Source organism: Xenorhabdus sp. PB30.3, from assembly GCF_963895965.1.
Classification (GTDB): Bacteria; Pseudomonadota; Gammaproteobacteria; order Enterobacterales; family Enterobacteriaceae; genus Xenorhabdus; species Xenorhabdus stockiae.
Genome location: NZ_CAWQMW010000127.1, coordinates 12,515 through 25,339, shown reverse-complemented (window position 1 = coordinate 25,339; position 12,825 = coordinate 12,515). Strand labels below are relative to the sequence as shown.

Genomic DNA, 12,825 nt, shown 5'->3' with positions numbered 1-12,825 from the left:
AGAGCAAAGGGAAGAGCTATGCAATTAAATCAACGGGCACGCGGCTATTTGCAGAACTACTCTGCGGGGTTAGCGGATGCCTACGGTGTTCCTGATACTTCACGTTATTTCGCCCTGAGTGACCCGAAAGAAACGGCCTTGCGCAGTGCGTTGCTGGAATCCGTCGAATTACTCAGCATGATTACCTGTGCCGATGTGGATCAGCTTTCTGGGCAAGTGGTCTCAGTGGGTAATCCGGGATTGTTTACCGGGCGCAAAAAAGATGGCCGTTTTATGCGAGCAACGGGTGTCGATGGTAATGAATACAAACTGAAAGAAACCGATTCTGGCGCAGCGCTGAACTGGAATACGTTGTCTATCTGGGCAAACTCCGGCAGTGAAGAAGAATTCTTCCAGAAGATGCAAGCATTCATCAATGAATCGTTTGCGCTGGATATGCTGCGTATTGGTTTTAACGGTCAGCGAGCCGCTGATACCACTGACCCGGATGAGAACCCGAACGGGGAAGATGTCAACAAAGGCTGGCATCAGATTGCCAAAGAGTGGAACGGTGGCTCTCAGGTCATTACCACGCCGGTAATATTGGATGAACACGGCGATTTAAAATCACTGGATGCAATGGCCTCTGACCTGATTAATACCTGTATTCCACAGCAATTTCGTCAAGATCCACGCTTAACGGTGCTGGTTGGTGCGGATTTGGTGGCAGCAGAACAATACCGGCTCTATCAGTCAGCCGACAGGCCGACTGAAAAAATTGCCGCGCAGATGCTGGGCAGCTCCATTGCAGGCCGTCCGGCGATGGTACCGCCCTTTATGCCGGGTAAACGGATGGTGGTCACTATGTTGCCGAACCTGCAAATTCTCACTCAGCGCAATACCCGTCAGCGTAAAGCGGAATTTGTGGACGATCGCAAGCAGTTCGAAAACAAATACCTGCGCAACGAAGGTTATGCACTGGAAACACCGGAATTGTACGCGGCCTATGATGAGAACGCCGTGACGATTGGCAAGGTGGCGGAACCGGCTGAAAAATTGGGTACAGACTAATGCTGTCACCTGCTCAACGCCACCGGGCAGAGGTTGCACTTCGCCAGAAACTGGAACGGCAGCAAGCGGTTGCCATTGCCGATGGCGCAAGTATGCACCTGCAAGCCCGTGCCATTGAGCAGGATGTGAAGCGGCTACGCCAGTTAACGCTGACCGCCGAAAAGGTCGAAATGAAGCGGCTGGAACTGCTGCCTAATTATCTGCCGACAGCACAGCGCTATCTGGATGAGGGCGAAGTATACCGCAATCCGATTTTCGCCTACTGCGTGATCTGGTTATTTGATATCGGGGAATTCAGTCAGGGACTGGACTGGGCGGATATCGCCATTGAGCAGGGACAGCTCACTCCCGATAATTTTCGCAGCGGTTTTCCGGCGTTCGTGGCCGACACCGTGTTGCTCTGGGCACAACGGGAAGCGGAAGCCGGGAACTCCGTGGAACCCTATTTTTCACGGACATTTCACAATGTCACCGAGAAATGGAAAGTCCACGAGAAAATCAAAGCAAAATACTACAAATTCGCGGCGTTACACCTGTTAAAAGGGGATAACGCCGACATTAAGGCAAGTAGCGTGGACAGTCCGGAGGTGCTGGCGCAGGCCGATAGCTGGCTGGCAAAAGCCCATCAATGCAATCCGGCATCCGGGGTAAAAACCTATCGGCAACGCATTGCTGCCCGCCTGCGGGCACTGACAAACGAAACGCTTAACCTTAATCAATAACGACTACCGCAATCCGGAGCGGGCGCGGTGGAGGCAAAGCCATCAGGCATTTGGCCGTGGAAACCGGACAGCCCGCTTTTTCTTCAGGGAGGAACGCACCATGTTTAATGGCAATACCGTGGATTACCGGGACGCGCCACTGACCAATGACGGCTTTTGGCCGGATTTGAACCTGCGGGAATTTCAGGTCAATCGCAAGCTGCCTGTTGATTTGGATAACGACATGCTGGCCAATGCGCTGCTGGCGACTGTAGCAGAAATCAACCTTGATTTAGCCAACCTGAAATCACGCTTGCAGGCCAAAGGTTATCAGTCTGCTGCGGTTGTACCGGGTATCTCGATTAACGGCAGCAACGCACTGGTCAGTCAGTATAAAAAGGCGGTTTATGCCCGGGCAAAGGCCGATTTACTGGGGGAATACACCTCATTAGTCAGCCGTGCACCCAATCCGGGGCAGGAAAGCCCCGAAGTGCAAAAACGCCTGCTGGCTGAGGCCGCTGTGGTACTGCGCAACATGAAAGGGCAAGGACGCACAACGGTACGTTTGATATGAGCAAATTACAGCAATTAACCGCATTCTTGCGGGAAAATCTGCCAAAACGGATTTGTGAAACCGAATTTACCAGTGAAATGGACGAAATCCGCTTTATTCCGGCACAACGGGATTTAGGGCTGGGGCAATACCAGTTTTTCATTCAGCAGTATGAGGCGGTGATTGCATGGGGGCGTTTCCCTTACGGAGAGTGCGACCCACGCAATATCCCGCTGCTGATTGATAGCTGGCTGACCGGACAGGGCGACAGTGTGAATGAGGCCAATGTTGAGCAGGAACGGCCCTCACTGACGGTGGAGGTGGACGGTGCTACGGCGGTGGTCATTGTCACATTGTCTTTAGCCGAACCTGTGGTGATACGGGAAGACCCCAACGGCATGATCCCGTTTGATGGTAAACGCTGGTCACTGGCGAGCACCGAAGTCTGGTTCGCGGAACAAGGTGCCGTACATAGCGTGGATGAAACCGGCGCGCACATCGGGAAACGGTCATGATCCACGGTCAGTTAAACCGGAACCAGCTTAAGCAATGGCAGGACGCATTAAGTCACCTTGATCTACCAGAAAAGAAGCGACAGCGCCTGTTATGGCGTATCGCAAAATACGGGCTGATTGATGCGGCAAAACGCAATGTGCGTAATCAGCGTTCGCCAGACGGGGAAAGCTGGCCTGTCCGGAAAAGCGCGTATCGTAAGAAGATGCTCAGGAATATGCCGAAGCTGCTGCATATTCGGGAAATGCCAGAAATTCAAGCGGTACGGGTTTATCTGCAAGGTGGACATTACCGCAATGGCCCTCAGCAAGTGCCTGCCGGGGTTGTCGGGTATGCCCAGCAGCAAGGGATGCGCTTTCAGGTCAGTCGGCAGCAGGTAAAAAAGACCGTTGACCGTGAACGGATGGCAACCATTAAACAGGCTAAAAAACTGCGTGATTTGGGTTATCAGGTCAAAAAGGGTAAGCACTGGCGTAAACCGCCGGTCAAGGAAATGACCGCCAATATGACGTTTATTCAGGCAGGGACGTTGATCCGCGAACTGAGCGGCGAAACAGCCAAAAGCTCGTGGACAGTGGATGTGCCTGCCCGTGCATTCTTAGGCATGAATGAAGACGAGTTCAGCAAAGCGCTGGCTCGCCAGCTACAAGGGATTGGATACGGCGCAGGGTAAGCGCCTTAATAAAGGAAGACATTATGTGGCCACATGTTCAGGTTAATCAGGTTAACCAACTGCAAGGCGAAACCAAGGAGATTGAACGGGTATTGCTGTTCGTGGGAACAGGCAAAACCAACGTGAGCAAGACCATTGCTATTAATACTCAGACCGATTTTGATGCGGTATTGGGGACGACTGATACCGCCCTCAAGCGTCAGGTACGGGCAGCAATGGCCAACGCCGGGCAGAACTGGTCAGGGTACGTGCATATTCTGCCGGAGCTGGCCGACGAACGGGCGTTTGTGGACGCGATTATTGCAGCGCAGACCATCGCCAGTGTTGAAGGCTATGTGCTGACCAGCGGTGCGACCAAAGACGTGATTAAGGCCGCACAAACCCTGCGTGCCACTACCATTGCTAAATTTGGCCGCTGGCAGTGGGCAATACTGGCCGTGGATGGCCCCCAGTCTAAAGAGCCGTGGGCGGATTACGTCACCCGTCTGGCGGAACTGCAAAAGGGCGAAGCGGTGTCCTCTGTGCAGTTGGTGCCGTGTCTGTGGGGTAATGAGGCGGGGGTACTGGCCGGGCGTTTGTGCAATCGCGCCGTCACGGTGGCCGACAGCCCGGCACGGGTGCAGACCGGGCCATTGCTGGATTTGGGCGCGTCCGACTTTCCGAAAGATGGCACCGGCAAATCGATTGATTTAGCTACCTTGCAGGCACTGGAAAAACTGCGTTTCAGCGTGCCGATGTGGTATCCCGATTATGACGGCCTGTACTGGTCGGATGGTCGCACATTGGATGTGGAAGGCGGTGATTACCAGAGTATCGAAAATCTGCGTGTTGTCGATAAAGTGGCCCGTCGGGTGCGCTTGCAGGCGATAGCCAAAATTGCCGATCGCAGTCTGAACAGTACGCCGGGCAGCACCGCCACCCATCAGGCTTATTTCGCCCGCACCTTACGTGAAATGTCGCGCAGTACCGAAATTAACGGCGTGACGTTTCCGGGGGAAGTGAAATCGCCGAAAGACGGTGATGTTGTTATCACATGGCGCAATAAAAACACCGTGGAAATTTATATCACTATCCGCACTTATGAATGTCCGAAAGGTATTTCCGTGAGCCTGTTACTGGATAGCAGTCTGGAGAAAAGCGCATGAGCCAACGTATTTCAGGCCAGTCGGTCGATTTTAATATGGACGGGGATCTGGTGCATGCCGAAAAGGTCAATCTGTCCATTACCGATAACACCGCCGCCGCCCAGACGCAGGGCGTACCGGATGGCTATATCGCCGGGGATGTCGCCGCTGAAGGGGAGATTGAACTCAGTACCAAATATCTGGAAATTGTCACCGCGAAAGCGCGCAGCGCTGGCTCATGGCGGGGCATTCAGCCTGTTGACCTGATGTGGTACGCCAAAGCCGGGAACGAGGAAATCAAGGTGGAGGCGTACGGCTGCAAGCTGATTGTCAGCGACATTCTGGACGTTGACCCGAAAGGCGGCAGCGTCATGACTCACAAAGTGAAGTTTGTGGTCACCAGCCCGGATTTTGTGCGCATCAATGGTATTCCCTATCTGGAAGCCGAGCTGACGCAAAGCCTGATAGGGTAAGGATAGGCACTCATGGAAGAGCATGAAAAAACGTTTGTGACGCTCGTGCTATTGGGGGCACTGATTGCGTTAGGCAAGATGCTGACCGGCAATGAACCGATCACCTTACGGCTGTTTATCGGTCGGATTATCCTCGGTTCAGCGGTGTCAGTGATGGCCGGAGCGTTGCTGATTTGGTGGCCGGGCATCAGCCCGATTGCGGTCACGGGGATCGGCAGTGCATTAGGGATTGCCGGATATCAGTTAATTGAAGTCTGGCTACGTAAGCGCGGGAGCGCATTGCTGACAGGGAAGCTAAAGAAATGACACTCAGTGAAAAACAGCAGCTATTTGCGGTCAAGGTAGCCCAATTGATTTTATGGGCCGATGAGCGCGGTTATCGCGTCACGCTCGGGGAAGCCTACCGCACCCCTGAGCAGGCAAAACGCAATGCACAGCAAGGGACAGGCATTGCTAACAGTCTGCATACCCAGCGTCTGGCCGTGGATTTAAATCTGTTTATCCGGGGGGAATATCAGACCCGCAGTGAGGTGTATCTACCACTGGGGGAATATTGGGAATCCCTCGGCGGCACATGGGGCGGGCGCTTTTCCCGTCCCGATGGCAATCATTTCTCTCTCGAACATAACGGGGTGAAATGATGCTCAATGCCCGGATGTTCTATGTCATTGTGGTGGCATTGGCGTTCGGTGCGGGCTGGCGCGTTAACCATTATTACCGTGACAGTATCGAGCTGAATATCACACGGGCAGCAGCCAGCGCAAAAGAGGCCATGCGACAGGAGTTGCAAGCCATTTCCCGCGCCTCCGCCCGGCAACTGGAAGATAAACTGGAGGGGATCGCCAATGCCGCCCCACGAGAAATCCGTACTGAAGTGGTCAAGCCTGTTTTTACTGCTGTGTGCGTTAGCCCTGAGTTTGTCCGGCTGTACAACGACACCGCCGGCACCATCGGGCGAACCTTATCAGGAAAACCTGCTGACAAAATGTCAGCACCAATTACCGAAACTGACCGGGGCCACCGGCAATAATCTGGCAACGGTATTAATGGATTATTCGGCGTTATATGGCAACTGTGCCGCCCGGCATAATCAATTAGTGGACGAAATTAATAAGAGAAAGGAATTCACTCATGAGTCAAGAAAATAAAGTCATTACGTTAATTATCGCGGAAAAAGAAATTAACTTTGAACCGAATATTATTGCGTATAACAGCATGATTAATGATATGACGCTGGATAATAAAATTGTCCCGATTGTCACTTATCTGCGCCGCATTGTGTGGCCTGCCTCGAAAGCCGCACTGGATGAACTCCTGCAAATCCCCGGCGCGGCGATGCAGATTGTAGAAAGAGTCAATGCGGAATATGCGCCGAAACTGGATATCGAAATAAAAAACTAAATGCACGGGTTAAGGCAATTGACCACAGTTTATTTGAACAGGCCTTAATATTACGCCGTCATTATTTACCGCATGAAAAAGATAATACGGAAAATTTAGCCCGTGCCATCTGGTTAGATAATCGTTATTGGGAAAATACGCGCATTGCCACCGCGAATGGTATTGCGCTGGCGTTCAGGGGTGAACCATGAGTCAGGAATTAAATTTTACCTTAAGCCTGATTGATAAAATCACACAACCGCTGGCAAGTGCGAAAGCGGCGGTGTCCGGGTTTGCTCAGTCTTCGCAGGACGCGTTCGGCAAACTGGCGATTGGCGGCGCAGGGTTGGCCGCCTCGTTCTGGTCGATTAAGAGCTTTCTTGACCCGGCTATTGAAATGGATGAAGCGCTGAAATCGGCCTCATTGCAGGGCATCGACAGCAGTGTCATGAATAAAGTGGCCAAAGATGCCATGACGTTCAGTTCCCAGTATGGCAAATCGTCCATTGAGTTTGTGCAGTCCGCTTCGGAAATCAGCAAGGCGGTTAACGGGCTGTCACACAGTGATTTGCCTCAAATGACCACCATTGCCAACACCACGGCGGCAGCCCTGAAAAGCAGTGCCAGCGATACCGCCGGTTACATGGGGAAAATGTTTACCCAGTTTGCCAACCACGCTAACGCCGTCGGTCATCTCCAGTTTGCCGAAGAACTGGCAGGCAAGGCGGTGATAATGTCGAAAACGTTCGGCACGTCGATGTCAGAAATCACTGACCTGATGGAAGGGGCACGGGCGGCCGGCACTCAGTTTGGTGTGGGCATGGATGAACAATTAGCGGTCTTGGGAGAACTTAACCGTTCGCTGGGCGGCGAAGCCAGCGGCGCGTATGAGTCATTTATTACCAATGCCGAAGCCAGCGGCAGAAAACTGGGTCTAAGTTTTACCAATGCCTCCGGCAAGTTGTTATCCATGCCGGAAATGCTGGAGAAATTGCAGGCCAAATACGGCAAAAGCATTGAAGGCAATCTGAAAGCGCAGGCCGAAATTGAAGCCGCGTTCGGGGATTCTGCCGTAGTCGTTAAACAGCTTTACGGCAATGTCGATGTACTGCGCAAGAACATGACGGCACTGGGCGCAAATGATGGCATGAAGCGTACCCGTGAAATGGCCGAACTGATGGCGAACCCGTGGGAACGGCTGCAAGCCATCTGGCAAAATATCCGTATTGCGGTGGGGTCAACCCTGCTGCCTGCGGTGTCTTCGCTGGTCAACCGGATGGCGAACATCAGCCAGTTAGTGGTGCGCTGGCTGAAACTGTTTCCCAATATCGCACGCTGGATTGGCTATATCTCGGCGGGCATTATCGGATTCGCGGCAGCGGGTGCTGTGGCCAATATCGTGATGGGCGTATCCCGTTTTATCTGGTTGGGTTTGATCCCGTTATGGAATACCGGGGCATTTATGTTTTCCCTGCTCACGGGAAGAATGAATGTGATGTCGAAAGCCAGTGCCGGGTTAACCAGTATGCTGGCACGGATGCGTACCTGCCTGATTGTCACCAAGATAGCCTCTTGGGCTGCTGCTGCCGGGATTACCGCCATGACATGGCCTGTACTGGCCATTATCGCCGTGGTGGCGGCTTTAGTGATTGCGGTGATTAAATTCTGGCAGCCGATTAAAGCGTTTATTAAAGGCTTTATTCAGGGATTCGGTGACGCGGGTGATTCACTCGCACCATTGTCCCCCTTGTTTGATGCACTGGGAAGCGCCATTGGCTGGGTCTGGAAAGCAGTTAAAACCCTGTTTGGCTGGTTTGCCGATCTGTTGTCCCCAATTCAGTATACGGATGAAGAATTACAGGGCGTGACAGAGTCTGGCCGCGCTTTCGGTCGTCTGGTGTCGGGGGCCATTGGCTTGCTGATGCTGCCGCTGAATCTGGTGATAAAAACCGTGAGTACGCTGGCGCAGATATTTGGCGCGGCATGGCAGGCGATTGGGCAAGGCTGGAACAATTTATGTGACTGGTTCGGCAACTTTTCACTGGCTGAGACGTTTTCCGGTATGGCAGACAGTGTTGTCAACCTGTTTAGCAGATTATGGGACAGCATAAAAGCGTCATTTGGTGAAGCATATAACTGGATTGTTGAGAAGCTGAACTACATTCCGGGCATTAACATTGAAACCAAAACCCTTGAAGGTGGCGCTTCAACCCCGAAGCCATTCGTACAGCAGCCGATTGATAACCCGCAGGTCGCGTCAACCGTTATCACAGGCGGGCAAATGAAGGGGATTGGTAAAGGCGGCTTAAACCAGAATCTTAGCCGCAATAGCCAGACATCCATTGATAACAGTCGCCGGATTGAAAACGTGACGCTGAATGTGACAGGCAACGTCACTCCGGGACAACTCACAGAATGGGAGCAGGTGGCTTATGGATGAGCCAAAATACATTGATTTATGGATTACGGGCGGGGATTTTACGCTGAACTCCGGGAATGAACCGCGTTTTTGCGATAACCGCTATTCGGTCGGTCAGGACTGTGTTCACGCCATTATGGAAAGTGGCCTTGCTACAGAGTTGGTTGCCGAACGCAGCCCAACTCTGCGGGCAGATATCCGTACCCAGATTGAAATTCTGGTTGAGGACGACGAGCGGATTATTCCGGGCACGGTCAGCATTAATGAAGAGTCACCCATCAAATTATGGATAACGGCGGAAACCTACGATTTTGGCCGCCTGAGCGTGAGTGTGGGACATGGACACTAAACCCACCATTGACTATGAAAAGGTGCTGCGCGACAGCGGGATGCCGACCACGGAAGCCGACATCAGCAAAGCCTTTGCCAGTGTGGTGAATGAAGCCGGGCTGGTCACTAACACCTCACGTATGTCCCCGTTCTGGCGGCTGATTAACACCATTGTCACGCGTCCGGTGCTGTGGCTGAAAGAAGCCTTAATCAACGTCACGCTGAAAAATATGTATCTGGCGAGCGCCTCCGGTTCATGGCTGGATATGTTCGCGTGGGGTGTGAACCTGAAACGTAAACCCGCTTCGGCTGCACAGGGTGTTATTCGCTTCTATAAGGCTGCGGGTGCTTCCGCCGTGACCGTGCCTGCCGGAACGGTGATCCAGACCGAGCGCATTAATGGTGAAATCTACCGGGTCAGCACCACCGAAAGTGTGGCCATTGCCGAAGGGGTCAACAGTGCGTTGCTGCCTGTCATGGCAGAAATAGCAGGTGGCGCATTCAATCTGGCCCCCGGTTATTTTCGCATCCTGCCTGTGGCGGTGTCCGGTATTGCACGGGTGCAGAATGAAGAAGGCTGGCTGTTAACCCCCGGCGCGGATGCCGAATCCGATGACGATTTGCGCGACCGTTGCCGCAACCAATATAACCTCGTCGGTAACTATCATACCGATGCGGTTTACCGGGGCATGATTGCGGCGGTAGCGGGTTTAAGCATTGATCGCATCTTCTTTCTGCATGATGCACCCCGTGGAGCCGGCACCGCCAATGCGTATCTGTTGTTGGATTCGGGCGTCACCAGTCAGCCCTTTATTGAGGCGGTGAACGATTACATCACCAATCAGGGCCATCACGGGCATGGTGATGATATGCAGTGCCTGCCGATGCCGGAAACCCAGCATGATTTAGCGGTCACGCTGTTTGTGGTCAGTCTGGCGAACTACAGCAACGAACAGATAGCCACCCTGAAACGGGATGTCGAGAACCTGATCCGCTGTGCCTTCCGGGAAAACAGCCAATATGCCGTGAAGAAAACGTGGCCGTACTCACGCTTTTCTTTTTCCAACTTAGGGCGGGAAATCCACCGTACATTCAGCGAGATTGAATCCCTGACTTTTTCTCTGGGAGATATTCTCAGTGACTTAAGTGTGCCACGGCTGAAAACACTGTCGGTGGAGGTGAAAAATGTCTGAGTTCAGGGAACGCCTTAAGCGACTGGCCCTGCCCTCATGGATGGATAAAGGCGAGCCTGCCAAATTGCTCAATGCCGCGCGGGCATTCTGGTCACAGGTTTACGGCTGGCTGACATGGCCGCTAGCCCAACTCGATGCGGAAACCTGTACCGAGTCGCTGTTATCGGTGCTGGCCTATCAGCGGGATATCCAGCGTTTTAACGGTGAACCGCTGCCCTTGTTTCGAAAGCGCGTGAAGTACGCGTTTATCAACGCCAAAGATGCGGGCAGTATTGCAGGTTTTATTGCCATCTTTGAACGCCTCGGCGTGGGCTATGTGGAATTGCTGGAACGCCAGCCAGACATTGACTGGGATGTGATTATCCTGCGTCTCAGTGATAGCCAGATAGCGGCTAACCCTGATTTGCTGATGAATATCATCCGGCAGTACGGGCGCACCTGCCGCCGCTACCGTTTTGAAGTGATAGCCAAAAATCAGTTGTTGATGCGGGTGGGCAGTCTCGGTGCAGACTACTGCACTTATGCTGCGGCTATTCTGACTCAGCCATTATTAATAAAAGTGGGGCATATCGCAGGCGTTGCCGTCTGTGACAGTGCCCGCCTCAAGGAAAGCAGTGCACCGAACGTGACCTACGGTGCATCATTATAAGGAAATTGTATGTCTTCAGTGATAACGACAGACTTTGAAAAATGGAAGGCGCAGCAAGTGGCCGCCGGTCAGCCTGTGGTATTGGATGAGTTTGTTTTTGCCAATGTGCCGAACCTTGACCCGTCGAAAGACATCAGCCGCAGTGAAAAATTACCTGCTGCAAATCAAATTGTTCACCGTCAGGCGGTCAATAAAACCGGACTCGCCAGTGAGAACGCCGTGGCTTACAGTGTGACGCTGGGCACGGAAGTGGGTAACTTTGATTTTAACTGGATTGGCCTGATGAATAAGGCCTCCGGTGTGATTGGTATGATCACCCATGCGCCCACCCAGAAGAAAATCAGAACCGCCAACGGGTTGCAGGGCAATGTCCTCACCCGCTCGTTCCTGCTGGAGTTTGAAGGTGCAGCAACAGAAACCGCCATCACCACCACCGCAGAAACGTGGCAGATTGATTTTACCGCCCGTTTGACGGGTATGGATGAGATGCAGCGCCTGATTAATACCGACAGTTACGGCCGAGCTGCTTTTTTTGGTCACAGTTTTGCTGTGATCCGTAATAACGACCAGTACATCGTCAAAGAAGGACTGGCTTATGTGGGTGGATTGCGTGGTGTGCTCGAATTTGACCAGACGTTTACAGGGTTACGTAATACCTGCATCTATGCGGATTTTAGCTATCAGGGCAATCTGGTCAGTCAGTGGAAAACGGTGGTGAAAATTATCGTCACGGATGAACTGCAAGACTATATCGATGCAGCGGGGTATCCCCATTATGTTTTTGCAGTTGCCAGTGTTGATGGTGATGGTAATACCATTGACTGGCGCGCTAAAGGCACATTAAACGGGCGTGAAATTGTGGCACTGAATCACGAGATGGACAGAATTAAGCAAGTCTACGCAACCCAACGTGCTTTGGAAAATGGTCTGAATGAGAAGCAACCTCTGGGCGATTACGTCACACGTCAGGAGGTCAGGAACGGGTTGGATGAGAAACAGCCGAGGGGGGATTATGCCATTAATTCGGTACTTAACGCCGTTAATGACAATGCGAACAGCCGGTTATCCAAATCCCAACATGGTGCAGATATTCCCGACAAAAATAGTTTTATTAATAATTTAGGCTTACGGGATACCGTCAATCTGGCTAAAAACGCGGTGCCCAATCACAGAACAATTAACGGAAAAGCACTCACAGACGATATTCGATTGACTCCAGCCGATTTGGGAGCCTTGCCGATATCCAGTTCAAAACATGCTGCCATCGGTTACCTGACACTCAGCAGTGGGGATAATTTACCGGGCATGCGTTTTATTGCCAGCGATGCCCATACTATTGGTATTGAAGCCACACACGGAAGGCACCTGACGATATTTGCCGATGATCCGAATAGTCAAAGGAGCTATACACTGGAGTTACCCGAAAAGAATGGCACGTTGGCCACCGTTGGGGATGTGCTGGGCAATATAGCCAGTATTAACCGAAACACAGTGGAAAAATCGACTTCTGGTTGGTGGCAGTGTGGTGATACCGGACTTATTCTGCAATGGGGACGGGTGGTGAGTGCGTCAAAGGAGGGGCGTATTGTTTTGCCAATGCGTTTCCCTGAAGCTATAGCCTTTGTGCAAATGACGTTATCAGGTTCTAATGTTTATGGCAACGCGACTGTGATGCAACTGGATTTAGATCAGACCTCTAATGAATCCTTTAGCTACGCACTCGTGGGAACACAGGTTCGATTTAACTGGTTTGCGGTGGGGTATTGA

The 12,825-nt window shown here is 52.2% G+C and carries 18 protein-coding genes; all 18 read left to right on the top strand.

Annotated elements, in window-relative coordinates:
- The first annotated feature begins 18 nt into the window (after positions 1–18).
- Positions 19–1,050, top strand: coding sequence for a phage major capsid protein, P2 family (locus AACX38_RS10660; RefSeq protein ID WP_228864244.1), 1,032 nt, complete (start codon positions 19–21; stop codon positions 1,048–1,050).
- A complete protein-coding gene (gpM, locus tag AACX38_RS10655) occupies positions 1,050–1,772 on the top strand; it encodes a phage terminase small subunit (RefSeq protein WP_228864243.1) in 723 nt (240 codons plus the stop codon). The genes AACX38_RS10660 and gpM overlap by 1 nt, the downstream gene beginning before the upstream one ends.
- A 100-nt stretch (positions 1,773–1,872) precedes the next feature.
- Positions 1,873–2,325 (top strand): head completion/stabilization protein, encoded by a 453-nt coding sequence (locus AACX38_RS10650; protein WP_228864242.1) that lies wholly within the window; start codon positions 1,873–1,875, stop codon positions 2,323–2,325.
- A complete protein-coding gene (locus tag AACX38_RS10645) occupies positions 2,322–2,819 on the top strand; it encodes a phage tail protein (RefSeq protein WP_228864241.1) in 498 nt (165 codons plus the stop codon). Before AACX38_RS10650 ends, AACX38_RS10645 begins: the two co-directional genes overlap by 4 nt.
- Positions 2,816–3,490, top strand: a complete 675-nt coding sequence (locus AACX38_RS10640) for a hypothetical protein (RefSeq protein ID WP_228864240.1) — start codon at positions 2,816–2,818, stop codon at positions 3,488–3,490. The genes AACX38_RS10645 and AACX38_RS10640 overlap by 4 nt, the downstream gene beginning before the upstream one ends.
- Before the next feature lie 20 nt (positions 3,491–3,510).
- Positions 3,511–4,635: a DUF2586 domain-containing protein gene (locus tag AACX38_RS10635; RefSeq protein WP_228864259.1), complete on the top strand. Its 1,125-nt coding sequence runs from the start codon at positions 3,511–3,513 to the stop codon at positions 4,633–4,635.
- A complete protein-coding gene (locus tag AACX38_RS10630; RefSeq protein WP_086110339.1) occupies positions 4,632–5,087 on the top strand; it encodes a DUF2597 family protein in 456 nt (151 codons plus the stop codon). The genes AACX38_RS10635 and AACX38_RS10630 overlap by 4 nt, the downstream gene beginning before the upstream one ends.
- Positions 5,088–5,099: 12 nt before the next feature.
- Positions 5,100–5,393, top strand: coding sequence for a phage holin family protein (locus tag AACX38_RS10625; RefSeq protein WP_086113985.1), 294 nt, complete (start codon positions 5,100–5,102; stop codon positions 5,391–5,393).
- Positions 5,390–5,728: a M15 family metallopeptidase gene (locus AACX38_RS10620; RefSeq protein ID WP_228864239.1), complete on the top strand. Its 339-nt coding sequence runs from the start codon at positions 5,390–5,392 to the stop codon at positions 5,726–5,728. The genes AACX38_RS10625 and AACX38_RS10620 overlap by 4 nt, the downstream gene beginning before the upstream one ends.
- On the top strand, positions 5,728–6,117 hold the full coding sequence (locus AACX38_RS10615) for a hypothetical protein (protein WP_228864238.1): 390 nt from the start codon (positions 5,728–5,730) through the stop codon (positions 6,115–6,117). The genes AACX38_RS10620 and AACX38_RS10615 overlap by 1 nt, the downstream gene beginning before the upstream one ends.
- A complete protein-coding gene (locus AACX38_RS10610) occupies positions 6,005–6,235 on the top strand; it encodes a hypothetical protein (protein WP_228864237.1) in 231 nt (76 codons plus the stop codon). The genes AACX38_RS10615 and AACX38_RS10610 overlap by 113 nt, the downstream gene beginning before the upstream one ends.
- Positions 6,219–6,488 (top strand): putative phage tail assembly chaperone, encoded by a 270-nt coding sequence (locus AACX38_RS10605; RefSeq protein WP_228864236.1) that lies wholly within the window; start codon positions 6,219–6,221, stop codon positions 6,486–6,488. The genes AACX38_RS10610 and AACX38_RS10605 overlap by 17 nt, the downstream gene beginning before the upstream one ends.
- Positions 6,452–6,679: a DUF6890 family protein gene (locus tag AACX38_RS20770; protein ID WP_445286134.1), complete on the top strand. Its 228-nt coding sequence runs from the start codon at positions 6,452–6,454 to the stop codon at positions 6,677–6,679. The genes AACX38_RS10605 and AACX38_RS20770 overlap by 37 nt, the downstream gene beginning before the upstream one ends.
- On the top strand, positions 6,676–8,907 hold the full coding sequence (locus AACX38_RS10600; protein WP_228864235.1) for a phage tail tape measure protein: 2,232 nt from the start codon (positions 6,676–6,678) through the stop codon (positions 8,905–8,907). The genes AACX38_RS20770 and AACX38_RS10600 overlap by 4 nt, the downstream gene beginning before the upstream one ends.
- Positions 8,900–9,235, top strand: a complete 336-nt coding sequence (locus AACX38_RS10595) for a DUF2590 family protein (protein ID WP_228864234.1) — start codon at positions 8,900–8,902, stop codon at positions 9,233–9,235. The genes AACX38_RS10600 and AACX38_RS10595 overlap by 8 nt, the downstream gene beginning before the upstream one ends.
- Positions 9,225–10,409, top strand: coding sequence for a baseplate J/gp47 family protein (locus tag AACX38_RS10590; protein WP_228864233.1), 1,185 nt, complete (start codon positions 9,225–9,227; stop codon positions 10,407–10,409). Before AACX38_RS10595 ends, AACX38_RS10590 begins: the two co-directional genes overlap by 11 nt.
- On the top strand, positions 10,402–11,058 hold the full coding sequence (locus AACX38_RS10585) for a phage tail protein (RefSeq protein WP_228864232.1): 657 nt from the start codon (positions 10,402–10,404) through the stop codon (positions 11,056–11,058). Before AACX38_RS10590 ends, AACX38_RS10585 begins: the two co-directional genes overlap by 8 nt.
- A 9-nt stretch (positions 11,059–11,067) precedes the next feature.
- A complete protein-coding gene (locus AACX38_RS10580; protein ID WP_228864231.1) occupies positions 11,068–12,825 on the top strand; it encodes a phage tail-collar fiber domain-containing protein in 1,758 nt (585 codons plus the stop codon).

Excerpts from the sequence above, each read along its gene's own strand:
- AACX38_RS10660 (WP_228864244.1), top strand. The coding sequence starts at position 19 with ATGCAATTAAATCAACGGGCACGCGGCTATTTGCAGAACTACTCTGCG.
- gpM (WP_228864243.1), top strand. The coding sequence starts at position 1,050 with ATGCTGTCACCTGCTCAACGCCACCGGGCAGAGGTTGCACTTCGCCAG.
- AACX38_RS10650 (WP_228864242.1), top strand. The coding sequence starts at position 1,873 with ATGTTTAATGGCAATACCGTGGATTACCGGGACGCGCCACTGACCAAT.
- AACX38_RS10645 (WP_228864241.1), top strand. The coding sequence starts at position 2,322 with ATGAGCAAATTACAGCAATTAACCGCATTCTTGCGGGAAAATCTGCCA.
- AACX38_RS10640 (WP_228864240.1), top strand. The coding sequence starts at position 2,816 with ATGATCCACGGTCAGTTAAACCGGAACCAGCTTAAGCAATGGCAGGAC.
- AACX38_RS10630 (WP_086110339.1), top strand. The coding sequence starts at position 4,632 with ATGAGCCAACGTATTTCAGGCCAGTCGGTCGATTTTAATATGGACGGG.
- AACX38_RS10625 (WP_086113985.1), top strand. The coding sequence starts at position 5,100 with ATGGAAGAGCATGAAAAAACGTTTGTGACGCTCGTGCTATTGGGGGCA.
- AACX38_RS10620 (WP_228864239.1), top strand. The coding sequence starts at position 5,390 with ATGACACTCAGTGAAAAACAGCAGCTATTTGCGGTCAAGGTAGCCCAA.
- AACX38_RS10615 (WP_228864238.1), top strand. The coding sequence starts at position 5,728 with ATGCTCAATGCCCGGATGTTCTATGTCATTGTGGTGGCATTGGCGTTC.
- AACX38_RS10605 (WP_228864236.1), top strand. The coding sequence starts at position 6,219 with ATGAGTCAAGAAAATAAAGTCATTACGTTAATTATCGCGGAAAAAGAA.
- AACX38_RS10600 (WP_228864235.1), top strand. The coding sequence starts at position 6,676 with ATGAGTCAGGAATTAAATTTTACCTTAAGCCTGATTGATAAAATCACA.
- AACX38_RS10595 (WP_228864234.1), top strand. The coding sequence starts at position 8,900 with ATGGATGAGCCAAAATACATTGATTTATGGATTACGGGCGGGGATTTT.
- AACX38_RS10590 (WP_228864233.1), top strand. The coding sequence starts at position 9,225 with ATGGACACTAAACCCACCATTGACTATGAAAAGGTGCTGCGCGACAGC.
- AACX38_RS10585 (WP_228864232.1), top strand. The coding sequence starts at position 10,402 with ATGTCTGAGTTCAGGGAACGCCTTAAGCGACTGGCCCTGCCCTCATGG.
- AACX38_RS10580 (WP_228864231.1), top strand. The coding sequence starts at position 11,068 with ATGTCTTCAGTGATAACGACAGACTTTGAAAAATGGAAGGCGCAGCAA.